The organism is Morganella psychrotolerans, from assembly GCF_965118875.1.
In the GTDB taxonomy this organism is placed as follows: Bacteria; Pseudomonadota; Gammaproteobacteria; order Enterobacterales; family Enterobacteriaceae; genus Morganella; species Morganella psychrotolerans_C.
Genome location: NZ_CBCPJD010000006.1, coordinates 340,677 through 366,177 on the forward strand (window position 1 = coordinate 340,677; position 25,501 = coordinate 366,177).

A 25,501-nucleotide genomic window follows, 5' to 3' on the forward strand; every position below is an offset into this window, starting at 1 on the left:
GATGAGCTTTGAAGGAAAAATTGCCCTTGTTACCGGTGCAAGCCGCGGAATAGGCCGTGCAATCGCGGAAAAATTAGTTGCACTCGGTGCAACAGTCATTGGTACAGCAACCAGCGAAAGCGGTGCGGCTGCTATCAGTGAATACTTAGGCGCAAAGGGTAAAGGTTTTGCCCTGAACGTGACGGACAGCGCATCCATTGACCAGGTATTAGAAAAAATTCGTGCGGAATTTGGCGAAATCGATATTTTGGTTAATAATGCAGGTATCACGCGTGACAACCTGCTGATGCGTATGAAAGAGGATGAGTGGCAGGATATCCTGGACACTAATCTTTCATCAATCTTCCGTCTGTCCAAAGCGGTTATGCGTGCCATGATGAAAAAACGTTATGGTCGTATTATCACCATCGGTTCTGTTGTCGGAACGATGGGGAACGCGGGACAGGCTAACTATGCGGCGGCGAAAGCCGGGCTGATTGGTTTTAGCAAATCACTCGCCCGTGAAATCGCGTCGCGCGGTATCACCGTCAATGTTGTTGCACCAGGTTTTATCGAAACTGATATGACCCGTGCATTGACAGAAGACCAGCGCGCAGGCATTTTATCTCAGGTTCCTGCGAACCGTTTAGGTGATGCTAACGAGATTGCCAGTGCTGTAGCCTTCTTAGCTTCTGATGAAGCGGCTTACATTACAGGCGAGACATTGCATGTCAATGGTGGCATGTACATGATTTAATGTTTGAGCTGACCATTTGCTTATTTTGTGTGGAAATACACAAAAATAAGTAATTATTTGGTCAGACCAGCCGGGATTGGGTTGCATCTTTTCCTGTATTTTATAAACTACGAAAACCATCGCATATAGCGAGTTTTGATAGGAAATTTAATAGTATGAGCGCTATCGAAGAACGTGTTAAGAAAATCACCGTTGAACAACTGGGTGTTAAAGAGGAAGAAGTAAAAAACGAAGCTTCATTCGTTGATGACTTAGGCGCTGATTCTCTCGACACAGTTGAGCTGGTGATGGCTCTGGAAGAAGAGTTCGACATCGAAATCCCAGACGAAGAAGCAGAAAAAATCACAACTGTACAGGCTGCTATTGACTACGTTACTAATAACGAAGTTAAATAAGCAAACCTCATATCCAGGCGGTCACCCGACCGCCTATGTTATTTATTCCTTTTATTTTCCCTCCCTGGAGGATCAGCGTGTCTGAGCGTCGTGTAGTCGTGACCGGACTGGGCATGTTATCTCCTGTCGGTAATACAGTTGAATCATCATGGGATGCTGTATGTGCCGGACAGAGTGGTATCAGCCTGATTGAACATTTTGACACCACAAACCATGCGACAAAGTTCGCCGGTATGGTGAAAGACTTCAATCACGAAGAATTCAATATTTCGCGCAAAGATGCACGGAAAATGGATCTCTTTATTCAATATGGTGTTGCTGCCGGTATTCAGGCAATGACCGACTCCGGAATTGAAGTAACAGAAGCCAATGCAACGCGTATCGGTGCTGCGATTGGTTCTGGTATTGGTGGTCTCGGACTGATTGAAGAAAACTGCAATTCTCTTAGTCATGGCGGACCGCGCAAAGTCAGCCCGTTTTTTGTGCCGTCGACGATTATTAATATGGTCGCAGGACATCTGAGCATTATCTATGGTCTGCGTGGCCCGAGTATCTCGATTGCCACAGCCTGTACGTCCGGTGTTCATAATATCGGTCATGCGGCGCGGATTATCGCGTACGGTGATGCAGATGTGATGGTCGCAGGCGGAACTGAAAAAGCCAGCACACCATTAGGTGTTGCAGGATTTGGTGCTGCCCGTGCATTGTCCACCAATAATGACAATCCGCAGACGGCAAGCCGTCCGTGGGACAAAGATCGCGACGGATTCGTACTGGGTGATGGTGCCGGAATGCTGGTGCTGGAAGAGTATGAACACGCGAAAAAGCGCGGTGCGAAAATTTATGCGGAACTGGTTGGTTTCGGGATGAGCAGCGATGCTTATCACATGACATCACCACCGGAAAACGGTGAAGGTGCTGCGCTGGCGATGGCTAACGCGTTGCAGGATGCGAAATTGTCCGCAGACCAGATTGGCTATATTAATGCACACGGCACATCAACCTCTGCGGGTGATGTGGCGGAAGCCCGTGCCGTTGAAGCGGTATTTGGCAAAGGAACATCTGTTCTGGTCAGCTCCACCAAATCCATGACCGGGCATTTACTGGGTGCGGCAGGTGCGGTTGAGTCGATTTTTACGATTCTGTCCCTGCGTGACCAGATTGTTCCGCCGACCATCAACCTGGATAATCAGGATGATGCAGTCTGCAAACTCGACTTTGTGCCTGGTAAAGCCCGCAAAGTGGAAGGTATGGAATATGTACTCTGTAATTCTTTCGGTTTCGGCGGCACCAACGGTTCCCTGATTTTCCGTAAGATGTAAGATATTCCGTCAGAAAAAAGCGCCGGTTGGCGTTTTTTTTTGCCTGTCACACAGAGCCTGAACTATATCAGCGGTATTTTGCACAAAAACCACCATTGTACTATACCCAACGTCATTCAGGATGCAGGCAGGCGGCTATCTGGGTACAGCCAACGAACCTGCAGTTTGAATGAATAAGGGTATATGATACAGTTCTGTTCGGATGCAAAGTTCCGGTTATATAATAAGCGGTAAAACAATAAGTTGGCTATGACACAACAGACAAAATACCTGGTCAATGGTGTACCGTGCGACACTATCGCTATTGCTGATCGCAGTGTGCAGTTCGGTGACGGCTGTTTTACCACCATGCGTATTGCGGACGGCAAACCTGTGTTGCTGGCCCGCCATCTGCAACGTCTGCACGAGAGTACGGCAAGGCTGGGTCTGGCGGATGTGGATGATACGCTTCTGACCTCATGGGTCATGCAGGCGGCTCAAGGTTGCGCGGATGCGGTACTCAAAGTAATTATCAGTGCCGGAGAGCAGGGGCGCGGCTATTTACGGGCGGAAACACCCCCGGTTGTGATCCTTATCCTCACGGCGTATCCGGACAATTATCCGACCCTGCGGGAAACCGGGCTGTCTGTGGTGAAAAGCCCTGTATCGCTTGGCATCAATCCTTATCTTGCCGGTTTTAAACATCTCAACCGGCTGGAACAGGTGCTTATCCGTCAGTATGTGGCGCAGCAGCAGGCTGACGAAGCCATTGTCACGGATGTGTCGGGCATTCTGACGGAAGGGTGTAGTGCCAATCTGTTCTGGCGTTGTGGTGATGACGTTTTTACACCGTCACTGGCAAACGCCGGTGTGGCGGGGATTATGCGGGCGCACATTTTAGAGGTGCTGAAAGACAGTCCTTACCGTTGTTATGAAACGGCGCGTTATCCGCAGGTACTGACAGGTGCCGACGAAGTAATTATGTGTAATGCATTAATGCCGGTTATGCCGGTTAACGATATCCGCTTTGATGGTGATAATCACCGGTATTACACATCCCGTTCATTATTTATATATCTTCAGCCCCATTGTACGGCGGCATCAGCCTGATCACACAGAGTATATTACTGATGAAAAAAACACGGATTATTCTTGTCACTCTTTTAACACTGGTCGCAATTGCGGGCGGTGTGGCGTACTATTTTTATCATCAGACTGAAGCTTTCTCAGAACAAAAAATCATAGTTAAAGAAGAAACTATTTTTACCGTTTCTCCCGGAACCGGACGTGTTGCACTGGAGAAAAAACTGGCGGAAAACGCAATTATTCCGGAGTCTCCGAATTACGGCTGGTTGCTGCAACTGGAGCCGGAGCTGGCAAAAATTAAAGCAGGGACTTACCGCCTGACGCCGGACATGACCGTCCGCGACATGCTGCGTTTGTTTGTCAGCGGTAAAGAAGCCCAGTTCAGTATCCGTTTTGTCGAGGGCAGCAAGCTGTCAGACTGGCAGAAAATCCTGGCGGACGCGCCGTATCTTAAACAAACCCTGGCGGATCTTCCGGCTGATAAACTGACTGATATGCTGGGATTACCGGCGGGCAGCAATCCGGAAGGGCGTTTTTATCCGGATACCTACCTCTATACCGCCGGTACGGAAGATGCGGACATTCTGAAACGGGCGCATCAGCAGATGGACACCCGGCTGGCTGTTGCCTGGAAAACCCGAAATACTGATTTACCCTACGCTACGCCTTATGAAATGCTGATCATGGCCTCATTGATTGAAAAAGAGACAGGGGTGGATGGCGAGCGCAAAAAAGTGGCGTCTGTCTTTATGAACCGTCTGCGCCTGAAAATGCGCCTGCAAACAGATCCGACGGTTATTTACGGTATGGGCGAGCGTTATCAGGGAACGATTTACCGCAGCGACCTCACGCGCGTTACCCCTTATAACACCTATCAGATAGATGGTATGCCGCCGACACCGATTGCCATGCCGGGCAGTGCATCACTGGATGCAGCGGCAAAACCGGATACCACTGATTACCTCTTCTTTGTTGCAGACGGCAAAGGCGGGCACGTATTTACTTCAAAATTACGGGATCACAACCGCGCAGTTGCTGATTACCGCAGCGGACTAAAAAAACAATGACGGGCAAATTTATTGTAATTGAAGGGCTTGAAGGCGCAGGAAAAACCACTGCGCGCCAGGCGATTGTGGATACCTTGCATGAGCAGGGCATTACGGACCTGGTGTATACCCGCGAACCGGGCGGTACGCCGCTGGCAGAAAAACTGCGTACGCTGATTAAAGAGGGTATTGACGGAGAAACCGTTACGGACAAAGCGGAAGTACTGATGTTATACGCCGCGCGTATTCAACTGACTGATAATGTCATTAAACCGGCGCTGGCGCGCGGGCAGTGGGTTATCGGCGATCGTCATGATCTCTCATCTCAGGCCTATCAGGGCGGCGGACGCGGTATTGACCGTAAACTGATGGCATCACTGCGTGACACTGTGCTGGGGGATTTTTATCCGGATTTCACCCTGTATCTCGACCTGCCGCCGGAAATTGGTCTGGCGCGTGCGCGCAGCCGGGGTGAGCTGGACAGAATCGAGCAGGAGTCTCTGGACTTCTTCCGGCGTACCAGGGCGCGTTATCTGGAATTGGCAGCAGCTGATCCGCGTATTGTGACGATTGATGCATCGCAATCAATGGATAACGTGCATCAATCTATCCGTAGCGCATTACAGCACTGGCTCTCACAGCAGAAGCAAAAAGAGGTGTAATGAACTGGTATCCGTGGCTCAATCCTGTTTACCGTCAACTGGCGACGGCATGGCTCTCCGGGCAGGGGCACCATGCGCTGTTGCTGTACGGCATTGCGGGTACCGGGACTGATGAACTGGCGTATGCACTGACACGTCTGCGTATGTGTCAGCGTCCGGAAGGTATCAAAAGCTGCGGGGAATGCCACAGTTGCAAACTGATGCTGGCGGGCACACATCCCGATTTTTATCTGTTGCAGCCGGAAAAAGGCAAAAGCTCGCTGGGGGTTGATGCGGTACGCACAATCACTGAAAAATTGTATGACCGTTCACAACTGAGCGGCGCAAAACTGGTACATATTCCGCAGGCGGAGCTGCTGACAGAAGCGGCTGCCAATGCGCTGCTGAAAACCCTCGAAGAACCGACGGACAATACCTGGTTTGTATTACAAAGCCCGCGCCATGATCTGTTACTGCCGACACTGCGCAGCCGCTGTTTTGCGTATCATCTGGCAACGCCGCCGGTCGCATCAGGGCTGCAATGGCTGCAACGGGAACTGCCGCAGTCGGATGCCACAGACAGGCAAACGGCGCTGAACCTTTGTCACAATGCCCCGGCAGCCGCGCGGGACTTACTGACGACACCTGACTGGGCAGCCCGGCAGACACTGTTTGCTCAGCTTTTACAGGCGGTAAACAGTGGTGATTTTTTATCACTGCTGTCTGCTGTTAACCATCAGGAGCCGGAGAAACGTATCAACTGGCTGGTTACATTGCTGATGGATGCGGTCAAGTATCAGCAAAATATGGCTCCCGCCTGTCTTAATCAGGATCAATCCACACTTATCGCTTTGTTGGCGGGGCGTTACAGTAGTGCGCATTTACTGGCAGCGGCTGACAGCTGGCTGACCTGCCGCCACCGTCTGCTGACTGTTACCGGCATCAACCATGAGTTGCTGCTGGTGGAACAATTATTACATCAGGAAACGCTGTTTTCTGCGTCACCTTTATCAACCCAATGAGTTTATTATGTTTTTAGTCGATTCCCATTGCCACCTTGATTGTCTGGATTACGAAAAACTGCATGAAAATGTGGATGATGTACTGCAAAAAGCAGCACTGCGTGATGTGCATTATGCCCTCGCTGTGGCAACCACTCTGCCCGGCTACACAAAAATGCGTGAGCTGATTGGTGAGCGCGATAATGTCGCGTTCTCCTGTGGTATTCACCCGCTGAATCTGGATGAGCCGTATGATTTCACCCTGCTGCGTGAACTGGCAGCAGATCCGCGTGTACTCGCACTGGGCGAAACCGGGCTTGATTATTACTATCAGAAAGAAAATGCGGCATTGCAGCGCGATGTATTCCGTGAGCATATCCGCGTCGGACGTGAACTGAACAAACCAGTGATAGTGCATACCCGTGACGCGCGTGAGGACACTCTCGCGATTATCCGCGAAGAACAGGCTGGTGATTGTGGCGGCGTGTTACACTGTTTTACCGAAGACAAAGAGACCGCGACAGCACTGCTGGATGAGGGTTTTTACATCTCATTTTCCGGTATTCTGACCTTCCGTAATGCAGAACAAATCCGGGAAGCGGCGCGCATTGTCCCGCTGGATCGCATTCTGGTGGAAACAGATTCGCCTTATCTGGCACCTGTTCCGTTCCGGGGCAAAGAGAACCAGCCTGCCTATGTACGCGATGTGGCGGAATATATGGCTGTATTAAAAGGGGTGAGCGTTGAAGCGCTTGCTGAAATCACCACTGACAACTTCTGTCGTTTGTTTCAGGTATCTGTCCGCTAAACCCGGATACTGATGCGGCAGAATTATATGCCCAATTATCACAGGAGCAGATTATGTCCGAAGAAACCATTTTCAGTAAAATTATCCGTCATGAAATTCCGTCTGACATTGTTTATCAGGATGACAGCGTCACGGCATTCCGTGATATTTCTCCGCAGGCACCGACGCATATTCTGATTATTCCCAACCATCTTATTCCTACTGTGAATGATGTTACGGCAGCGGATGAACAGGTTCTTGGGCACATGATCACAGTGGCGGCAAAAATTGCACAGCAGGAAGGTATTGCGGATGACGGCTACCGCCTGATTATGAACTGTAACCGCCACGGCGGGCAGGAAGTGTATCATATTCACATGCACCTGGTCGGTGGTCAGCACCTGGGTCCGATGTTAGCGAAATAACCGGCAAAACAGGAGAATTGTGATGAAGCGTCTTTTGTGTGTGATTGCCTCCGTCTGGCTGCTTGCCGGGTGTCCGTCTCTTGCGCCGGTGACACCGCCGGCACCGGTTGATACGGTAACTCCGCCACCGGTTGACACCACGCCACCACCACCGCCGCCGACAGATACTGTGCCGGTTCCGCCGAAAATGAAAAAAATCGAGTGGGAACAAAGTATTACACCATTGGTTAATCAGATGGTGAAAAGTGACGGTCTGACACAGGGCGGCACACTGCTGGTCAATAAAATCGGTAATAAAACCAACAGCAGTCTGCAAACCAATGTGGCGACCGGCGCACTGATGAACAGTATTAATAAAACCGGCGTACTGACGGTTATCCCTGCCGGTGCCGTCACCAGCGCGATGTCTGTTCTCGGGATGGATGATAACGATACGCTGACACTGCGCAGTAAAGCTATCGGCCTTGCCCGTTATCTGAATGCGCAATATGTATTATACAGCGTGGTCACCGGCACGAGGGAAGCCCGCCAGATGGAAATGCAGCTGATGTCTGTCGTCAGCGGCGAAATTATCTGGTCCGGTAAGGACGCGGTGCTTGAGCAGTAACTGCGGATTATTGCAGTGCCTGCGTGATCATTTTCCTGCGCTGCCCGCAGCGGGTTGGGTTATCCGCCCGCTGACCGGGCTGACGCAGGGAAGTGTCAGTATTGAACAAGCCGGTATTCGTCTTATCGGGCGCGCGCCGGTCGCACACAGTGCGGGTCCGGGCGTCAGCCGCCGGAAAGAAGCGTGTATTCTTTCCCGTCTGCGTTACAGCGGATTTGTCCCGCATGTGGCGGGCTACAGTCATGGCTGGTTGTTATTGCACAGGGTCGGTGGCGACACACTTGCGCCGGACCGTATGGTGTCCGCTGATTTTATACCGCAACTGGCAACACTTATCAGTCGTCTGCATGCAGAGCCGTTAACGGGTTACCGGCTGGCGCTGAAAGCACAGGTGCAGCACCATTATCAGCAGATGGATAAACGCCGTCTCACACCGCGCTGGCGGGCGGTTCACCGCGAATTTATGCACTTACCGGAGCCACATCCGCTGAAACTTGCGCCTGCGCACATGGATATCCATCCGGGCAATCTCATTATCTCCGACAACAAGCTCAGTCTGATTGACTGGGAGTATGCCGCCGATACGGATATCGGTCTGTCCCTCGCGACACTTTTTCGTGCAAACAACTGGTCATTGACGTTAATTAACACTTTTCTGCGTTATTATTCAGGTTATCACTGTCCGCAGCGTGTGCTGCTGCAAACCCGCCGCTGGCAGCGCCGGACAGATTATATGATGTTAATGTGGTTTGAGGGTCGCTGGGCACACACCGGCGATCCGCAGTTTCTGCAACACTCAGCGCCACTGATGACAGCGCTCGGGATCAGATAAATACAAAGGGGTATTATCGTCATGGGACCTGTAATGTTAGATGTTGAAGGGTATGAGCTGGACAGCGAAGAGCGTGAGATCCTGCGACACCCCTCTGTCGGCGGACTGATTCTGTTCGCCCGCAATTTTCACGATACCGCGCAACTGCGTGAGCTGACCCGGCAAATCCGCGAAGCAACCCGTGACAATCGCCTGGTCATTGCAGTTGATCAGGAGGGCGGGCGTGTTCAGCGCTTTAAAGACGGGTTTACGCATCTGCCTGCGGCACAATCTTTTGCGCAGTTTAATGATCTGCTGACCGGCGCGGCACTGGCAGAAGATGCCGGCTGGCTGATGGCAGCAGAAATGATCGCTATGGATATTGATATCAGCTTTGCACCGGTGCTTGATTTGGGGCACGGCAGTGCGGCTATCGGTACGCGGGCGTTCCATGAAGACGGTGAAATTGCCGCACAAATGGCAGAGCGCTTTGTACGCGGTATGCGCAATGCAGGAATGTCGAGTACCGGTAAGCATTTTCCGGGACACGGCGCGGTCAGTGCGGACTCGCACAAAGAAACACCACGTGATGACAGAGATCCGGTACTTATCCGTGGCAAAGATATGGCGATTTTTCGTGAGTTTATTCAGCGCGGTCTGTTGGATGCGGTTATGCCCGCGCATGTTATTTATACACAGATTGATGACCGCCCGGCCAGCGGCTCGCCGTACTGGCTTAAATCTGTCCTGCGTCAGCAACTCGGTTTTGATGGTGTTATTTTCTCAGATGACTTGTCCATGGAAGGGGCGGCGATTATGGGCAGTTATGCAGAGCGCGGACAGGCGTCGCTGGATGCGGGCTGTGACATGATCCTGGTGTGTAATAACCGCAATGGCGCGGTATCAATCCTTGATAATTTGCCGGTTATCACGGCACAACGTATTGATAAGTTGTATCATCGCGGGAAAGGTTATGATTTAACTGAATTACAGCGCAGCGATCGCTGGCAGCAGGCAAACAAAACCTTATCCGCATTACATGAACAATGGCAGGAGCAAGCATGATTATTTACCTTCATGGATTTGATTCAACCAGCCCGGGCAATCATGAGAAAGTGATGCAGCTGCAATTTGCTGATCCGGATGTCCGTTTTATCAGTTACAGCACGCTTCATCCGCGTTATGACATGAAATATCTGCTGACAGAAGTGGATAAAGCCGTGAAACAGAGCAATGGTCCCGCCATTATAACCGGCGTGGGACTGGGAGGTTTCTGGGCTGAGCGAGTTGGTTATTTGTGCGGTATCCGTCAGGTGATGATTAACCCGAATCTGTTTCCGTATGAAAATATGGAAGGCAAAATCGACAGACCGGAAGAGTACCTCGACATCATGACGAAGTGTATTTCAGATTTCCGTGACCTGAACAAGCAGAACTGCCTGGTGATTTTATCCCGCAATGATGAGGCGCTGGATAACCAACGGACGTCTGATACGCTCTCACCATTCTATAATGTCATCTGGGATGAGACACAGAGCCATAAATTCAAGGATCTCTCTCATCACCTGCAAGAGATAAAAGCCTTTAAAACGGCGTTTAAAAAGAATTGATCCGTTGCCGGCTGATAACCGGCAACATAAAACGATGCGGATACGTTGACCGCATCGTTTTATTTCCGGCACTTTAACTGACACGATCCGCGTCTCATTTCTGCACTGTTTCCTCTCTCCGGCTTACGTATCATTACGATGATTGCGTTACATCAATATGTTCTTTTTCTGAATCAGCAAGATTACAGGCTTTTTTGGTCTCCCCGTTTATCTTTCCGGCAAGGGATAGTTAATCTGTTGATTGACGATTTTCAGAAAGGTAAACCAAAAGTAAAATAGTCTTGCTGTTTTTAAAATAATGTTTGCATTTTGTCACCGGATTACCCAAAATTTGATAACGATCAATTTTGGTATGACCAAATTACCGGTTGTGCTATACCATGATGTGACACGATTCAGTTTTATCTGATGTTATCTTACGGTTTTTTTGGAAAGCCGTAAGGTAACGTTAGATTATTTTTCAGAGGATGTTATGACTACACCTAATACGAAAATTGTGATTATCGGCGGTGGCGCGGGCGGCCTGGAACTGGCAACACAGCTCGGCCGTAAACTCGGTAAGAAGAAAAAAGCGGAAATCACCTTAGTCGATCGCAACAGCAGCCATTTATGGAAGCCTCTTCTGCATGAGGTCGCGACCGGCTCTCTGGACGATGGTGTGGATGCACTGAGCTATCTGGCGCATGCCCGTAACCATTATTTTAATTTCCAGCTGGGTGCAATGACAGGCCTTGATCGTGACAATAAAAAGGTAACCCTGGCCGAAATCCGTGATAACAACGGTGAACTGCTTGTGCCTGAGCGCGACCTGGACTATGACATCCTCGTTATGGCGCTGGGAAGCACCTCAAACGACTTTGGCACGCCGGGTATAAGGGATAACTGTATTTTCCTGGACAGCCCGACACAAGCGAAACGCTTCCATAATGAGATGCTGAATCTGTTTCTGAAGTATTCAGCCAGCCACGGCGAGGGCGATAAAGTGAATATCGCCATTGTCGGTGGCGGGGCAACGGGCGTTGAGTTATCGGCAGAGCTGTACAATGCCGTTGAGCAATTGCACAGCTACGGGTTTAAAGGTCTGAATACCGATGCACTGAATGTGACGCTGGTGGAAGCCGGTGAACGTATTCTGCCTGCACTGCCGCCGAAAATCGCCGGTGCCGCGCATCAGGAACTGAGCAAGCTGGGTGTCCGTGTGATGACGCAGACGATGGTTACCAGTGCGGATGAATCAGGGCTGAATACCAAAGAGGGTGAGCACATTACCGCAAGTCTGATGGTCTGGGCTGCCGGTATTAAAGCACCTGATTTCCTGAAAGATATCGGCGGACTGGAAACTAACCGCATCAATCAGTTAGTTGTGAAGCCGACATTACAGACAACACATGATGATGCTATTTTTGCTATCGGTGACTGCTCATCCTGTCCGAAAAAAGAGGGTGGTTTTGTGCCACCGCGCGCTCAGTCTGCCCATCAGATGGCGACCCGTTGCTATCACAATATCCTCGCGGTACTCAATAATAAGCCGCTGAAGGATTATGTGTTTAAAGATCACGGCTCGCTGATATCGCTTTCCCGCTTCAGTACTGTCGGCAGTTTGATGGGGAACCTGATGCGGGGAAATATGATGATTGAGGGGCGCATTGCCCGCATTATGTATATTTCACTGTATCGTATGCATCAGATAGCATTACACGGCTATATTAAAACCGGGCTGATGATGCTGGTCGGGGGAATAAACCGGATTATCCGTCCGAGACTTAAATTACATTAATGTTAATTATGTGAAAAATAACGCCTGCGGGCGTTATTTTTACCTTTCCGGACCGTGTATCGCTGAAATAATCACACACCCTGATTTAATTGACCGGCAGATAAGAAAGGCAGCAGACAGGCGAAAAATAGAATAATTAAAGGCATGTTAAAAAAAGGGGTATTCAGTTTTGCCTTTTTACAGGGCATACCGGTAAATATACATTTACCGTTGAGCATGAAGATATTATTTAGCACAATAACTAACAGATAATTCTTGTGGTATTTGACAAAATAGAGAAGATACTACTATTTATTAATCATTGTTGATCATTGTCAGTGCGCCGTGAGTTAAATTGAATTAATAAATAAGACAATAAATTTTATCATTTCATTATTATTTAACTTTTATTTAGCAGGGCTATGAGAATATAACACTATAGTTGAAAAGCTGAAGAATGACCTGTTGATATATAGGAATTATCCTAATAACCACGGCTAGATATTTATATACGTTGACAATGAATAAACATAAACAAAAATCAGTAACGTGGATTACAGTAAGAGGATTATTCCTTCTTATTGTCATTTTTGTTGTGATTATTTTCTCCGCTACCGTTAAAAATAAACGCCCTGCTATTGCCGAGGTCTTGTCCTCTGAGGCGATTATGGCGACGGTACCCGTGCGCCATGAATATTGCGACCTGGTACCGATGCCGGGGCCGTTTAAGCCTGAACATCTGGATATTATTCATCCGACGTCGGAAACCTGCACGCCGTATCTGCTGTATGAAGTGCTGCTTAAACCCCCGCGTCTGTACGGCGGCGCGGCTTATCGCTCCTGTACAGAGGCCTTTACCTATGAGCACAGGATAGTCGGGTACGACGTGGTGTATAAGATTAATAATACGGTCGGTAAAGTCAGGATTAATTATAACCCCGGGGATGCGATGCCGGTTGATAACACCGGGCGCCTGATCATTTTGCCCGGATTGATCGACAGGAAATAAACTGAATAATAAACAAAAAAGAAAATACCGGTTTATATCATAAACCGGTATTTACCCAACGTCATTAAAGTTGCAGGCAGGCGGTAAGGGAAGATATCCGGGAACCATAGATAAACTATGTGACCCGGATATCTGAGAGCAGCCAACAAACCTGCGGTTTGAATGAATAAGGGTATAAGTCACTTTTAATTTAATTTAGATTATAATTAAATCCAGCCTTTCAGGCGAAATTGCTTTAATACAGAAACAAACTGTAACATTTCTTCCGGCGTACCTAATGTCAGGCGGCTTCTGCCAATCACAGGCGGGAATTCACGTCCTACCATAATATGATTCTCTTTCATTCGCTGCTGATAGGTTTTTACATCACCGTTCACCTGATGAAAGATAAAATTAGCCTGTGAAGGCGCGTAAGCCAGATTTAATTCAGTCAGTGCAGCTATAACAATTTCCCGTGAAACGTCTGTTGATTTACGGCTATAGTCAATAAACGACGTGTCGTTAATTGATGCCAACGCGGCAACGGTACCTGCTATATTTGTATTATCGATAGAATTGAAGTTATTAATCTGTTCTGTTACTTCCGGTACGGCAATACCGTATCCGATACGCAATCCCGCCAGCGCAAATATTTTTGAAAATGTCCGGGTTACGATGATATTAGGTTTTCCGGCAGAAACCCATTCTACCGCACTTTTAAATTCCGGGTCGGAAACAAACTCAGCATAGGCTTCATCAATAATAAAATTTTGCTGTAAAGGCGCGTTTTTGATCCATGCCGCTAAGGCCGACGCCGGGGTTATCATGGCTGTCGGGTTATTCGGGTTACAGATATAAATGATTGAGTGCCCGGCAAAATTATCAGCAATTGCCTGCATCGCGGTCAGATCAAAAGAGAGATCGGCTTTCAGCGGAACTTTAACAATATTGACACCCAGCGGTTGTGCATACAGCTCAGCATAATTAAACGTCGGGTCAGGTACAATTAATTGTACCTGCTGCTGTTTTTTCTGTGCATTCGCGACCAGCATCTGCACGGCAGCCTGAATGGTTTCTGATGAACCATTTCCTAAACTGATGTGCTCCGGCGTCAGAGAGTAGTGTGCAGCAATTTGCTCAACCAGCGCTTCGCGGGCTGCATCCGGATAACGGAATGCAGTCGGCAGTGACTCAACAATTGCGCGGCGGGCATTTGCTGACATACCCAGTGAATTTTCATTAAAGTTCAGCAGTAGCGGATTTTTTTCACTGAGCGGAGCCGCAGGCACTGCCGTGTTTACCGCATCTGTGGTGGCATAGCTGTGACTAACCAGCGAGGCGGCACTTAAACCGCCGAGAACAATCCCGGTTGATTTGAGAAACAAACGACGATCCATAGTATTTACCCTGTTTTTTTAATTATGTGCAGGCAAATACTAACCGATGTTATGATTAATTTACAAATTATTATTCTTAATAAATGACTTTTTATTCATTTATAAAAACGCCGGCAGGAAAGCCGGCGTGTATTAGGGGTGTTTTCTGTATTTTACTATAAGAAAATTTATGCAGTATGAGCAGAAAAGGCAGTTAGTAACTCAGTGATAAACTCAATGCGTTTTGGGCGTGAGCTCAGGTCACAGATAAATTTCAGTTTTGCCGGGCCATCCAGCCGGTACTGTTTCGGATTATTTTGCAGTAATCCGATAAGGTAGCCGGGATCAACATAGTTTTTCTCACTGAACTCAATAAAGCCACCTTTCTCCTGAGCCTCAATCCGTTTAATACCCAGTTGTTGTGCCAGTAAACGTAACTGTGCCGCCGCCAGTAAGTTGCGGGCAGCATCCGGCAGTAATCCGAAGCGGTCAATCAGCTCAATTTTAAGCTCTGTCAGCTCGGTATCACTGAGGGCGCTGGCAATTCGCTTATAGAAGGAGAGGCGCATATTCACATCCGGCAGGTAATCATCCGGCAGGAGGGCGGGCATCCGCAGTTCAACATCTGTCTGGTTTTGGGTGAGATCTTCCAGTGACGGCTCGCGCCCGTTTTTCAGTGATTCAACTGCGCTTTCCAGCAGCTCCATATACAGTGTGAAGCCGATGCTGGCCATCTGCCCGCTCTGGTCATCACCCAGTAATTCCCCGGCACCGCGGATCTCCAGATCATGTGTGGCGAGCGCAAACCCGGCGCCGAGATCTTCCAGCGATGCGATAGCTTCAAGGCGTTTATGGGCATCCGTTGTCATTGATTTCGGGTGTGGCGTCAGCAGGTAAGCGTAGGCCTGGTGATGTGAGCGCCCGACCCGGCCGCGTAACTGGTGCAATTGCGCCAGCCCGAAATGATCCGCGCGTTCAATGATAATGGTATTTGCGCTGGGAATATCGATACCGGTTTCAATAATCGTGGTGCATACCAGCACATTAAAACGCTGGTGGTGGAAATCGGTCATTACGCGTTCCAGCTCGCGCTCACGCATCTGCCCGTGGCCTACCGCAATGCGGGCTTCCGGTACCAGTTCTGCAAGGCGGTCACGGGTTTTTTCGATATTCTCCACATCATTGTAGAGATAATAAACCTGCCCGCCGCGCAGCACTTCACGCAGGATAGCTTCACGCACAACCAGTTCATCATACTGGCGGACAAAGGTTTTTACTGCCAGACGCCGCGCCGGCGGGGTAGCGATAATCGAAAGGTCGCGCATACCGCTCATGGCCATATTCAGCGTGCGCGGGATAGGCGTGGCGGTCAGTGTCAGAATATCAACATCGGCACGCATGGCTTTGATGCGCTCTTTATGGCGGACACCAAAGCGGTGCTCTTCATCAACCACCAGCAATCCGAGGTCGTGCCAGTGCACATCACTTTGCAACAGTTTATGAGTGCCGATAATAATATCGACTTTACCTTCCTGTGTGGCTTCCAGTACCTGTTGCTGCTCTTTGGCGCTGCGGAACCGGGAGAGCACTTCAATCCGTACCGGCCAGTTGGCAAAGCGGTCACGGAAGTTATCATAATGCTGTTGTGCCAGCAGGGTGGTCGGCACCAGAACGGCGACCTGTTTATGGTTATTGACCGCCAGAAACGCGGCGCGCATGGCAACTTCTGTTTTACCGAAGCCGACATCGCCGCACACCAGTCTGTCCATTGCCACCGGCTGGCACATATCACTCAATACAGCATTAATCGCCTGTTCCTGATCGACTGTGGTTTCAAACGGAAATGCCTGGCAAAATTCGATGTATTGTTCGCGGTCATGCTTAAAGGCAAAACCGGGTTTGATAGCGCGTTGAGCATAAATGTCCAGCAACTGTGCTGCGACATCCCGTACTTTTTCTGCGGCTTTCTGGCGGGCTTTGCTCCAGGCTTCCCCGCCGAGTTTATGCAGCGGCGCACTGTCATCAGCACCGCCCGCGTAACGGCTGATAAGATGCAGAGACGAAACCGGGACATACAGTTTGTCTTCACCGGCATAGGTAAGGATAAGATATTCCGCTTTGATGCCGCCCGCTTCGAGGGTGGTTAAGCCCTGATAGCGCCCGACACCGTGCTCCAGATGCACCACCGGCTGACCGGGACGCAGTTCCGCCAGGTTGCGGATCAGGGTATCGGTATTGATGGTACGGCGCTGATCCTGACGGCGGCGTACCACCCGCTCGCCGAGCATGTCACTTTCACAAATCAGGGCGCGTTGCAGGACATTATCAATAAAGCCATGCTCCGCCGCACCGACCATCACATAAACACCGGGAGCTGCGGCATCCTGCAGGTGACGGATTTCTGTCGGTTTTATTTTGATCCGTGCCAGCAGTTCCTGAACACTTTCCCGGCGGCCTTCACTTTCCACGGAAAAAATAACCGCGCCCTCAAAGGTTTCCAGGAAGCGGCGCAGCGGGTCAAGAGGGGATTTCAGCTGCGAATTGACTTTAATATCCGGCAGTGGTGCATAGCCCAGATTGGTATTCGCAGCTTTGGCCGGTAATTTTTCATTATTGAGTTGCAGGCGCGGGAATGCTTTCAGATGCCGGTTCAGTTCATCCGTTGTCAGCCAGAGCTGTGCCGGTGGCAGCAGCGGGCGCATCGGATCTACGCCACGGCTTTCAAAGCGCTGGTTTACATCCAGGCTGAAGCGTTCGGCGTGAGATTGCAGATCTTGTGTAACCAGCAGGGCATTTCCCGGCAGATAATCAAAGAGAGACACCAGCGGCGTGCTGAAAAACAGCGGCTGCCAGTATTCAATACCGGCAGGCAGAGTATTTTTGCTGACCTGCTGATAGATATGCTCCGGGTCGCGGCGCACCTCAAAAGTTTCCCGCCACTGGCTGCGGAACAGCTCAATGGCTTCTTTGTCTGTCGGAAATTCGTGGGCGGGCAGCAGATTAATAGCATCGACTTCATCCAGCGTGCGCTGGGTATCGACATCAAATGTGCGCAGGCTGTCAATTTCATCATCAAAAAAATCAATCCGGAACGGCAGCTCGCTGCCCATCGGAAAGAGATCCAGCAATGCGCCACGGATAGCAAATTCACCATGCTCCAGCACCTGCTCTACACTGCGGTAGCCACCCTGAACCAGTTCATCGCGCAGTTTGTCCCGCGATAATTTTTCGCCTTTCGCCATCACCAGCGCATGGGCGGTGAGAAATTCAGGCGGACACACTTTCTGCATCAGGGTATTTACCGGCAGAATAAGTGCGCCTTTCTCCAGAGTCGGCAGGCGGTATAACGTCGACAGCCGGTTGGAGATAATTTCCTGGTGCGGAGAAAAACTGTCATAAGGCAGCGTTTCCCAGTCGGCGAGGGTTTCTGCCGGCAGCGCGGTAAACTGGCGGATTTCATCCCGCAGGCGCAGTGCATTCTGCATATCGCGGGTAATCAGGATAACGGGCCCTGTGTGACGGTCAATAATTGCCGCACTTTCAACGGCGCAGGCAGCACCGGTCATTTCACCGAGCTGGCGGGTGTCTGCGGCACGGAGCGGAAGTTCATAACGTGTTTTCAGCGACATTCAGTTTTCCATCAGGCTTCGGTTTTCCGGGCAGGCAACAGATACCTGCCCTGTAAAAGATAATAATTCTGAATAATATAATCCCACCGTATTACCTTATTTGTGGCGTTTTCACCGGCAACACGCTGACCATATACCCAACGTCATTCAAGATGCAGGAAGGCGGCAAGCTCCGATTGCCGGGGAGCATACATCAGTATGTGACCCGGCTAGCTGAGTGCAGCCAACGAACCTGCGGTTTGAATGAATAAGGGTATAAATGAAAAAAAACCACTGTAAACGGACGTGGGTGGTTCCATTCATCTATCGGAGCCTTTATTATCCCTGAACACTTCGCTTTGGCAACAGGGGCGTTCAGATTTCATGTTTCAGTCTGTCTCATTTTTAATCGGTCTGCGTTATATGCGGGGACGGGGCGGCGATCGTTTCGCCCGTTTTGTCTCTCTGCTTTCCGCAATCGGTATCACATTAGGGGTCGCGGCGCTGATCACCGTTACATCAGTGATGAACGGGTTCGAGCGTTCACTGCAACAAAGTATTCTTGATTTTATGCCGCAGGCGGTGATAACCACCCCGTCAGGTGCGCTGGACCCGCAGGTGCATCCGGTTTCTCAGCTCTCAGGGCTGCGCGATGTGGTACAGACTGCGCCGATTGTCACCGGCGATGTCGTGCTGCAAAGCAGGGGAAATGTCGGAATAGCCACGGTAACCGGGGTTGATCCGCAGGGAACGGAGCCACTGATGGCACACCTGGTCAACACCCGGGCGTCTGAACTGGCGGCAGGGCAGTACCATGTGGTGCTGGGCGAGGGCGTGGCGGTAAAAATGGGACTGAAACGCGGGGATACTGTCCGTGTTCTGGTGCCGAATGTCTCACAACTGACGCCGATGGGTCGCATTCCCAGCCAGCGGTTATTTACCGTGGCGGGGATTTTTTCCTCGGGCAGCGAGTCCGATAAAAATCAAATCCTGATGAATCAGGATGATGCCGCACGCCTGATGCGTTATGCGCCGGGGCAGATCACCGGCTGGCGGCTGTATTTGTCACAGCCACTGATGGTCGACACGCTCAGTCAGCAGACTTTACCGGACGGGCTGACCTGGACAGACTGGCGCGTTCAGAAAGGCGAATTTTTCCAGGCGGTGCGCATGGAAAAAAATATGATGGGGCTGTTGCTCGGTCTGATTATCGCCGTGGCGGCATTTAATATTGTTACATCACTGGCGCTGCTGGTTATGGAGAAACAAACCGAGGTTGCGATCCTGAAAACACTGGGCATGACGCGCGGTAAAATAATGCTGATTTTTATCATTCAGGGCGCAGGTGCGGGGATACTCGGTTCCGTAATCGGTATGCTTCTGGGAGTTCTGCTCTCTTCGCAACTGAATGTTCTGATGCCGCTGATGGGGCTTATCCCGAAAGGTATCGCGTTGCCGACGGTAATTGAGCCGTTGCGCGTGGTGACTATTGGCGCGGCGGCAATGCTTATCTCTTTATTATCCACACTCTGGCCTGCGTGGCGGGCGGCAGCGGTACAACCCGCGGAGGCTTTACGTTATGAGTGAGTTATTACTGGCATGTCGTCAGTTATGCAAATCCTACCACGAGGGTGTGGTAGAAACAGATGTCCTGAAACAGGTTGATTTTGAGCTGAAACGTGGTGATATGCTGGCGATTGTCGGCAGTTCCGGTTCCGGGAAAAGTACATTGTTGCATTTGCTGGGCGGGCTGGATTCACCGACGTCCGGTGAGGTGATTTTCAACGGAACGTCACTCTCATCAATGAGTCAGAATGCGCTGGCGGCACTGCGCAATGAAGAAATGGGCTTTATTTATCAGTTTCATCATCTGCTGCCGGATTTTACCGCACAGGAAAACGTGGCAATGCCGCTGCTGATAAGCGGTATGGCAAGAGACAAGGCGCTGAAACAGGCGTATGAAATGCTGGAAAATACCGGCGTGGCGCAGCGTGCGCTGCACCGGCCGTCTGAGCTTTCCGGTGGTGAGCGCCAGCGCGTGGCTATCGCGCGTGCGCTGGTCAACAAACCGTCTCTGGTGCTGGCAGATGAACCTACGGGTAATCTTGATCAGCGCAATGCGCAAAGTATTTTTGACCTGCTCTCCGGGCTGAATAAAACCCTCGGAACTGCGTTTTTGGTGGTCACACACGATCTGGCGCTGGCGCATAAAATGGGACGGCAGATGGAGATGCGTGACGGGATACTTAATCCGCAGCCGGAGACGGTGGTATGAATGCATTACCGCTGTCATTACTGACTGCGCTGCGCTTCAGTAAAGGGCGGAAACGGGCGGGAATGGTATCATTTATCTCGGTTATTTCGACCCTCGGAATAACGCTGGGCGTGGCGGTACTGATTATCGGATTGAGCGCGATGAACGGGTTTGAGCGCGAGCTGGAAAACCGCGTGCTGTCTGTTGTGCCGCAGGGGCAGATTTCCACTGTTGAACAGCCGTTTAGCAACTGGGCGCAAAGCTTATTGCGTATACAAAAGACCCCGGGCGTCGTGGCGGCGAGTCCCTATATTGAGTTTACCGGGCTTGCTGAAAAAGGCACAAAACTTCAGGCAATGCAGCTGATGGGGGTTGATCCGCAGACACAGCCGAAAGTCAGCGGGCTGGCGGATTTTGTTGCAGATAATGCCTGGGCGGATTTCAGGGCAGGTCAGAATCAGATAATCCTCGGTGATGGTGCGGCGAAGACGCTCGGTGTCAAACCGGGGGAATGGCTGACTATCATGATCCCGAATAATGACAGCAGCGAGCGCCTGTTACAGCCGAAACGTATCCGTTTACAGGTTGCGGGTATTTTTCGTCTCAGTGGCATGCTCGATCACCGCCTGGCACTGATCCCGTTACAGGATGCACAGCAATATCTGGATTATGGTGACGGCGTCACGGGTATTGAAATCCGGGTAAATGATGTATTTAAAGCGGATGCGATTGTGTTACAGGCCGCTGAAGCCAGCCGCGAACATGTGTATTACAAAAGCTGGATCAATGAATACGGTTATATGTACAGCGATATACAAATGGTTCGCAGTATTATGTATCTGGCGATGATCCTCGTTATCGGCGTGGCGTGCTTTAATATTGTTTCCACCCTGATTATTGCAGTAAAAGACAAAAGCAGTGATATTGCCATTTTGCGCACGTTAGGTGCAAAAGACGGTCTGATCCGCGCTATTTTTCTCTGGTACGGACTGATGACCGGGATGGTCGGCTGTCTCAGCGGCGCAATACTCGGTACATTGGCGGCACTGAACCTGACACCGATTATCCGTGGTGTGGAATACCTGACCGGACATAAACTCTTATCCGGGGATGTCTATTTTATTGATTTTCTGCCGTCACAACTGCAACTGACGGATCTTGTATATGTGGTATTTACAACGATTGTGCTGAGTCTGATTGCGAGCTGGTATCCGGCACGACGTGCCTGCCGGTTGGAGCCTGCCCGTATTCTGAGCGGACAGTAAAACCGCAGAATACCGCAGAATAAGTAATGACGTTGGATCCGTACAACAAATGGATTACCCTGAACAGGGATATTGATGAACAAAGGCCGGATTATGCGCAGAACACACAGATTAAGAAAGTTACGTAAACAGCGGCGGATGTTGCGTCTGCGTTTTCACTTACGCTTTTTCTATCGTGATAAATGGAAAGCCGGAGAAATGGGCAGGTTTAAACCGAAAGTGGTGGTACTGACCGGTGCGGGGATTTCCGCAGAGTCCGGTATCCGTACTTTCCGCTCAGAAGACGGGCTGTGGGAAGAGCACAACATCGAAGATGTGGCGACTCCGGAAGGGTATGCCCGTGATCCGCGTCTGGTTCAGCAATTTTATAATGATCGCCGCCGGCAGTTGCAGTCCCCGGCTATTGCGCCAAATGCCGCACATCTGGCGCTGGCTGCGCTGGAGCAGGAACTGGGGGATAACTTTCTGTTGGTGACACAAAATATTGATAATCTGCATGAACGCGCAGGCAGTGAGCGGGTTATCCATATGCACGGCGAATTGCTGAAAATCCGCTGCACTATGTCCGGACAGGTTCAGTCACGAACCGGTGACCTCACGGTGGATGAGCGTTGCCACTGCTGCCAGTTCCCGTCACCGCTGCGCCCTCACATTGTCTGGTTTGGTGAAATGCCGTTTGGCATGGATGACATTTATCAGGCGCTGAGTGACGCGGATATTTTTATTGCTGTCGGCACATCCGGGCATGTTTATCCCGCAGCCGGTTTTGTTCATGAAGCCCGGTTATGCGGCGCACACACGGTGGAGCTGAACCTGGAGCCGAGCCGGGTGCAGAGTGAATTTGAAGAATGTCATTACGGAGAGGCAAGCCGGGTGGTGGATGAGTATGTCCGCAGTCTGATTACACGGATTAACGACACTAAATCTGATTTGTCTCAATAACTCAATCTATGTTTCCCTGATAATAAGAAAACAAAGTTATCGGGGGAACTCATGGATAAGTTATTAGAGCGCTTTTTCGGGTATGTCTCGTTTGACACCCAGTCTAAGCCTTCAGGCAAATTGACACCAAGCAGTGACGGTCAATTCAGGTTGGCGCGTGCTCTGGAAAAAGAACTGAAAATGCTGGGACTATCAGATGTCTCACTGGATGATAAAGGCTGTGTGATGGCCTCATTACCATCAAATATTGACTGGCAGGTGCCGGTTATCGGTTTTATATCCCACCTTGATACATCACCGGATTTCTCCGGGCGCAATGTGAATCCTCAGGTTCTGGAAAACTACCGTGGCGGTGATATCGCACTCGGTATCGGTGATGAAGTACTGTCACCGGTGATGTTTCCGGTTCTGCACACCATGCTGGGTAAAACCCTGATCATGACGGATGGTAAAACCCTGCTCGGCGCAGATGATAAAGCAGGTATTGCGGAAATCATCACCGCAATGGTCCGCCTGAAAAACAGTGATATTCCGCACGGTGATATCCGCATTGGTTTCACGCCGGATGAAGAAATCGGGCGTGGTGCTCAATATGTGGATCTGAAAAAATTCGGTGCTCAGTGGGCATATACCGTGGATGGCGGTGGTGTTGGTGAGCTGGAATATGAAAACTTTAATGCGGCGGCGGTCTCTATCCGTATTGAGGGGAATAATGTTCATCCCGGTAGTGCGAAAGGGGTGATGGTCAATGCGCTCTCACTGGCAACCCGTATTCATAATGAATTACCGCCGGAAGAAACCCCTGAGCATACTGAGGGTTATGAAGGGTTTTACCATCTGCAAAGTATCAAAGGCACGGTTGAACGCGCTGAGATGAATTATATCATCCGGGATTTTGATCGTAATAACTTTGAAAAACGCAAAAATAACATGATTGTCATTGCTGAAAAAATCGGCAACGGACTGCATCCGGACTGCTATATTGAGCTGACCATTGACGACAGCTATTACAATATGCGTGACCATGTGGTGAAACACCCGCACGTCATTGAGCTTGCCAAGCAGGCAATGATTGACTGTGATATTGAGCCGGATATCAAACCTATCCGCGGCGGTACTGATGGCGCACAGCTCTCTTACCGTGGCTTACCTTGCCCGAACCTGTTTACCGGTGGCTATAATTTCCACAGTAAACATGAGTTTATTTCATTGGAAGGTATGGAGCAGGCGGTCTCGGTTATTATGCGGATTGCAGAACTAACCGCTCTGGATATGAAAAATAAATAAATCAATTATATTTTTGATTTAATACGTTAATAAAAAAACCACCTGCTATCAGGTGGTTTTTTTATTAAATTAATTCTAAATTAATAATATTATAATTATTTCTGATAGCGTAATTTATTTTATTACTCACTATTGTTTTTTTGTTTTAAAAATGTTTATTTTTTACTGGTATATTGTGCCGCCTGTTAATCTGTTCGGAATGTAACCTATCAGAAAGTACATTGCTTCGGTTTGTATTAATAACGTATCCAAATATATAAGGTGTAATGTTGATGTTTGATTTAAAAGGTAAGTTTATTATTTCAGCTTTATTTTTATTCTCAGCTAATGCATTTGCTGTTAATGATATAATTCCGGAGGCCGAAGGACCGGATGTTATCAGTGGTGATTTTCATTTTAAAGGAAATATCACGGACTCAAGTTGTGATATTACGCAAAAAGATCAGGAAGTCGAATTGGGTACGCATTCCGTTGCTGTTTTAAAGGAAAATGGCAGCAGCACAGCACCTGTTGAGTTTACTATTGATATAAAAAATTGTTCCCTGTCTATGAATGCATTAACCATCCAAATGGCGGGTTCGCCACATGCAGGAAATAATGCTATTTTTGCACTGGATGCTGATGATCAAAGTGCGGGTAAGATTGGCATAGCAATTAAAACAAAAGATGGCGAAGCCGTTACACCGGCAGGTGGTAGCCGCAATATTCCGTTACGTCATGATTCCCGTGATTATTCCCTGGATTATGCTGCTAACTACCAGTCAACCGGTCTGGCAACGCCGGGGAAAGCAAACGCGACGGTCAATTATACAGTTACCTATAATTAATCAACAGCAAGGGGGTATTTGCCCCTTGCTATATCAGATGATTTTTATGATAAAAAATATTATTTATGTTATTACGTTATGGATGATATGCAGCCAGACCTATGCCGGAATTGTCGTTGGCGGAACCCGGTTTATTTATCCTCAGAATAAACAAATGATCACCGTTCCGGTTGAAAACACAGATGATAAGCGCCCTTATTTAATTCAGTCCCGGGTTGAGGATGAGGATGGCATAAATAAAACAAAAGGGTTTATTATCACACCCGTTATATTTCAGCTTGATGGAAATAGAAAAAGCCTGCTACGTATTTCACTGAGAAAATCGGATTTCAAGACTGACAGAGAAACCTTGTTCTGGCTGAATGTTCGTGGTATTCCTGCTACGGAGGTTGATACTGAGAATAAACTACAGGTTATTATTAACTCTAAGTTTAAATTATTTTATCGACCGACAGGATTAACAGAGCCTGATTTCAGTCATATAAGATATGAAATAGTCGGCAGGGAAATAAAAGTAATTAATCAAACACCTTACTATATAACAGTGAAAAGTATTGAAATAAATGAAAAGGAATATTCAGTATCCGATATGATCCCGCCTTTTGAAACACTAATTATTTCAACTAATATTATTCATGATAAAGATAGTATCGTTATTAACTACATTGGTGATCTGGGCGGAATCGTCAGCAGGCCGGTGATTTTCAGTAAATAAAAAAATAACTGCGAATATATGTATTTTAAAAAATGCT

General features: G+C 49.2%; 24 protein-coding genes. 22 read left to right on the top strand and 2 right to left on the bottom strand.

The annotated features are described in order from the left end of the window. The first annotated feature begins 1 nt into the window (after window position 1). From fabG to ACMHKJ_RS09070, 15 genes are all read left to right on the top strand, one after another. Window positions 2-736 carry a 3-oxoacyl-ACP reductase FabG gene (fabG, locus tag ACMHKJ_RS09000; protein WP_413493255.1) on the top strand — a complete coding sequence of 245 codons (735 nt, stop codon included), beginning with the start codon at window positions 2-4 and terminating at the stop codon, window positions 734-736. Between the two features lie 155 nt (window positions 737-891). Then, on the top strand, window positions 892-1,131 hold the full coding sequence (acpP, locus tag ACMHKJ_RS09005) for an acyl carrier protein (RefSeq protein ID WP_413493257.1): 240 nt from the start codon (window positions 892-894) through the stop codon (window positions 1,129-1,131). A 77-nt stretch (window positions 1,132-1,208) separates the two neighbouring features. Continuing rightward, window positions 1,209-2,453: a beta-ketoacyl-ACP synthase II gene (fabF, locus tag ACMHKJ_RS09010; protein ID WP_413493259.1), complete on the top strand. Its 1,245-nt coding sequence runs from the start codon at window positions 1,209-1,211 to the stop codon at window positions 2,451-2,453. Window positions 2,454-2,702: 249 nt separating this feature from the next. Continuing rightward, on the top strand, window positions 2,703-3,542 hold the full coding sequence (pabC, locus tag ACMHKJ_RS09015; RefSeq protein ID WP_413493261.1) for an aminodeoxychorismate lyase: 840 nt from the start codon (window positions 2,703-2,705) through the stop codon (window positions 3,540-3,542). A 20-nt stretch (window positions 3,543-3,562) separates the two neighbouring features. Beyond that, window positions 3,563-4,585, top strand: a complete 1,023-nt coding sequence (gene mltG / locus ACMHKJ_RS09020) for an endolytic transglycosylase MltG (RefSeq protein WP_413493263.1) — start codon at window positions 3,563-3,565, stop codon at window positions 4,583-4,585. Continuing rightward, entirely contained in the window at window positions 4,582-5,226 is a 645-nt protein-coding gene (gene tmk / locus ACMHKJ_RS09025; RefSeq protein ID WP_413493265.1) for a dTMP kinase, read from the top strand. The genes mltG and tmk overlap by 4 nt, the downstream gene beginning before the upstream one ends. After that, a complete protein-coding gene (gene holB, locus ACMHKJ_RS09030) occupies window positions 5,226-6,227 on the top strand; it encodes a DNA polymerase III subunit delta' (protein ID WP_413493267.1) in 1,002 nt (333 codons plus the stop codon). The genes tmk and holB overlap by 1 nt, the downstream gene beginning before the upstream one ends. Before the next feature lie 7 nt (window positions 6,228-6,234). Further along, window positions 6,235-7,014 (top strand): metal-dependent hydrolase, encoded by a 780-nt coding sequence (locus ACMHKJ_RS09035; RefSeq protein ID WP_413493269.1) that lies wholly within the window; start codon window positions 6,235-6,237, stop codon window positions 7,012-7,014. A gap of 53 nt (window positions 7,015-7,067) precedes the next feature. Continuing rightward, window positions 7,068-7,418 carry a purine nucleoside phosphoramidase gene (hinT, locus tag ACMHKJ_RS09040; protein WP_413493271.1) on the top strand — a complete coding sequence of 117 codons (351 nt, stop codon included), beginning with the start codon at window positions 7,068-7,070 and terminating at the stop codon, window positions 7,416-7,418. 22 nt (window positions 7,419-7,440) lie between these two features. Continuing rightward, window positions 7,441-8,025: a penicillin-binding protein activator LpoB gene (lpoB, locus tag ACMHKJ_RS09045; RefSeq protein WP_413493320.1), complete on the top strand. Its 585-nt coding sequence runs from the start codon at window positions 7,441-7,443 to the stop codon at window positions 8,023-8,025. Continuing rightward, entirely contained in the window at window positions 8,015-8,857 is an 843-nt protein-coding gene (locus ACMHKJ_RS09050) for a phosphotransferase (RefSeq protein WP_413493273.1), read from the top strand. Before lpoB ends, ACMHKJ_RS09050 begins: the two co-directional genes overlap by 11 nt. A 21-nt stretch (window positions 8,858-8,878) precedes the next feature. Next, window positions 8,879-9,901, top strand: coding sequence for a beta-N-acetylhexosaminidase (nagZ, locus tag ACMHKJ_RS09055; protein ID WP_413493275.1), 1,023 nt, complete (start codon window positions 8,879-8,881; stop codon window positions 9,899-9,901). Further along, window positions 9,898-10,446: an alpha/beta hydrolase YcfP gene (ycfP, locus tag ACMHKJ_RS09060; protein ID WP_413493276.1), complete on the top strand. Its 549-nt coding sequence runs from the start codon at window positions 9,898-9,900 to the stop codon at window positions 10,444-10,446. Before nagZ ends, ycfP begins: the two co-directional genes overlap by 4 nt. 472 nt (window positions 10,447-10,918) lie before the next feature. Then, window positions 10,919-12,223 carry an NAD(P)/FAD-dependent oxidoreductase gene (locus tag ACMHKJ_RS09065; protein ID WP_413493277.1) on the top strand — a complete coding sequence of 435 codons (1,305 nt, stop codon included), beginning with the start codon at window positions 10,919-10,921 and terminating at the stop codon, window positions 12,221-12,223. A gap of 646 nt (window positions 12,224-12,869) precedes the next feature. Continuing rightward, a complete protein-coding gene (locus ACMHKJ_RS09070; RefSeq protein WP_413493278.1) occupies window positions 12,870-13,211 on the top strand; it encodes a UmoD in 342 nt (113 codons plus the stop codon). Window positions 13,212-13,417: 206 nt separating this feature from the next. Here ACMHKJ_RS09070 and ACMHKJ_RS09075 read toward each other — a convergent pair whose 3' ends face one another. Together ACMHKJ_RS09075 and mfd are read right to left on the bottom strand one after the other, a co-directional pair. Next, the gene (locus ACMHKJ_RS09075) at window positions 13,418-14,587 is read right to left on the bottom strand and encodes a pyridoxal phosphate-dependent aminotransferase (protein ID WP_413493280.1); all 1,170 of its coding nucleotides are present in this window, start codon (window positions 14,585-14,587) and stop codon (window positions 13,418-13,420) included. Between the two features lie 167 nt (window positions 14,588-14,754). Next, window positions 14,755-18,195, bottom strand: a complete 3,441-nt coding sequence (mfd, locus tag ACMHKJ_RS09080; RefSeq protein ID WP_413493282.1) for a transcription-repair coupling factor — start codon at window positions 18,193-18,195, stop codon at window positions 14,755-14,757. A gap of 363 nt (window positions 18,196-18,558) precedes the next feature. Here mfd and lolC point away from each other — a divergent pair, with 363 nt between their 5' ends. The 7 genes from lolC (at window position 18,559) to ACMHKJ_RS09115 (ending at window position 25,464) form a co-directional block, all read left to right on the top strand. Next, a complete protein-coding gene (lolC, locus tag ACMHKJ_RS09085; protein ID WP_413493283.1) occupies window positions 18,559-19,761 on the top strand; it encodes a lipoprotein-releasing ABC transporter permease subunit LolC in 1,203 nt (400 codons plus the stop codon). After that, window positions 19,754-20,449 (top strand): lipoprotein-releasing ABC transporter ATP-binding protein LolD, encoded by a 696-nt coding sequence (gene lolD, locus ACMHKJ_RS09090; protein ID WP_413493285.1) that lies wholly within the window; start codon window positions 19,754-19,756, stop codon window positions 20,447-20,449. The genes lolC and lolD overlap by 8 nt, the downstream gene beginning before the upstream one ends. Further along, window positions 20,446-21,693, top strand: a complete 1,248-nt coding sequence (gene lolE / locus ACMHKJ_RS09095) for a lipoprotein-releasing ABC transporter permease subunit LolE (protein WP_413493287.1) — start codon at window positions 20,446-20,448, stop codon at window positions 21,691-21,693. The genes lolD and lolE overlap by 4 nt, the downstream gene beginning before the upstream one ends. 93 nt (window positions 21,694-21,786) lie before the next feature. After that, complete coding sequence (cobB, locus tag ACMHKJ_RS09100) at window positions 21,787-22,635, top strand: Sir2 family NAD+-dependent deacetylase (protein WP_413493322.1); 849 nt, start codon at window positions 21,787-21,789, stop codon at window positions 22,633-22,635. Between the two features lie 51 nt (window positions 22,636-22,686). Further along, window positions 22,687-23,922 (top strand): peptidase T, encoded by a 1,236-nt coding sequence (gene pepT / locus ACMHKJ_RS09105; RefSeq protein ID WP_413493288.1) that lies wholly within the window; start codon window positions 22,687-22,689, stop codon window positions 23,920-23,922. Window positions 23,923-24,194: 272 nt separating this feature from the next. Then, window positions 24,195-24,749 (top strand): fimbrial protein, encoded by a 555-nt coding sequence (locus ACMHKJ_RS09110; protein ID WP_413493290.1) that lies wholly within the window; start codon window positions 24,195-24,197, stop codon window positions 24,747-24,749. Between the two features lie 46 nt (window positions 24,750-24,795). Continuing rightward, window positions 24,796-25,464, top strand: a complete 669-nt coding sequence (locus ACMHKJ_RS09115) for a fimbrial biogenesis chaperone (protein WP_413493292.1) — start codon at window positions 24,796-24,798, stop codon at window positions 25,462-25,464. Window positions 25,465-25,501: the final 37 nt, after the last annotated feature.

Coding starts and splice junctions, on each gene's coding strand:
- lpoB (WP_413493320.1), top strand. CDS start 7,441: ATGAAGCGTCTTTTGTGTGTGATTGCCTCCGTCTGGCTGCTTGCCGGG.
- nagZ (WP_413493275.1), top strand. CDS start 8,879: ATGGGACCTGTAATGTTAGATGTTGAAGGGTATGAGCTGGACAGCGAA.
- tmk (WP_413493265.1), top strand. CDS start 4,582: ATGACGGGCAAATTTATTGTAATTGAAGGGCTTGAAGGCGCAGGAAAA.
- hinT (WP_413493271.1), top strand. CDS start 7,068: ATGTCCGAAGAAACCATTTTCAGTAAAATTATCCGTCATGAAATTCCG.
- cobB (WP_413493322.1), top strand. CDS start 21,787: ATGCGCAGAACACACAGATTAAGAAAGTTACGTAAACAGCGGCGGATG.
- fabG (WP_413493255.1), top strand. CDS start 2: ATGAGCTTTGAAGGAAAAATTGCCCTTGTTACCGGTGCAAGCCGCGGA.
- mltG (WP_413493263.1), top strand. CDS start 3,563: ATGAAAAAAACACGGATTATTCTTGTCACTCTTTTAACACTGGTCGCA.
- ACMHKJ_RS09035 (WP_413493269.1), top strand. CDS start 6,235: ATGTTTTTAGTCGATTCCCATTGCCACCTTGATTGTCTGGATTACGAA.
- lolC (WP_413493283.1), top strand. CDS start 18,559: ATGTTTCAGTCTGTCTCATTTTTAATCGGTCTGCGTTATATGCGGGGA.
- acpP (WP_413493257.1), top strand. CDS start 892: ATGAGCGCTATCGAAGAACGTGTTAAGAAAATCACCGTTGAACAACTG.
- ACMHKJ_RS09065 (WP_413493277.1), top strand. CDS start 10,919: ATGACTACACCTAATACGAAAATTGTGATTATCGGCGGTGGCGCGGGC.
- mfd (WP_413493282.1), bottom strand. CDS start 18,195: ATGTCGCTGAAAACACGTTATGAACTTCCGCTCCGTGCCGCAGACACC.
- ACMHKJ_RS09070 (WP_413493278.1), top strand. CDS start 12,870: ATGGCGACGGTACCCGTGCGCCATGAATATTGCGACCTGGTACCGATG.
- holB (WP_413493267.1), top strand. CDS start 5,226: ATGAACTGGTATCCGTGGCTCAATCCTGTTTACCGTCAACTGGCGACG.
- ACMHKJ_RS09115 (WP_413493292.1), top strand. CDS start 24,796: ATGATAAAAAATATTATTTATGTTATTACGTTATGGATGATATGCAGC.
- pabC (WP_413493261.1), top strand. CDS start 2,703: ATGACACAACAGACAAAATACCTGGTCAATGGTGTACCGTGCGACACT.
- ACMHKJ_RS09075 (WP_413493280.1), bottom strand. CDS start 14,587: ATGGATCGTCGTTTGTTTCTCAAATCAACCGGGATTGTTCTCGGCGGT.
- pepT (WP_413493288.1), top strand. CDS start 22,687: ATGGATAAGTTATTAGAGCGCTTTTTCGGGTATGTCTCGTTTGACACC.
- lolE (WP_413493287.1), top strand. CDS start 20,446: ATGAATGCATTACCGCTGTCATTACTGACTGCGCTGCGCTTCAGTAAA.
- lolD (WP_413493285.1), top strand. CDS start 19,754: ATGAGTGAGTTATTACTGGCATGTCGTCAGTTATGCAAATCCTACCAC.
- ycfP (WP_413493276.1), top strand. CDS start 9,898: ATGATTATTTACCTTCATGGATTTGATTCAACCAGCCCGGGCAATCAT.
- ACMHKJ_RS09110 (WP_413493290.1), top strand. CDS start 24,195: ATGTTTGATTTAAAAGGTAAGTTTATTATTTCAGCTTTATTTTTATTC.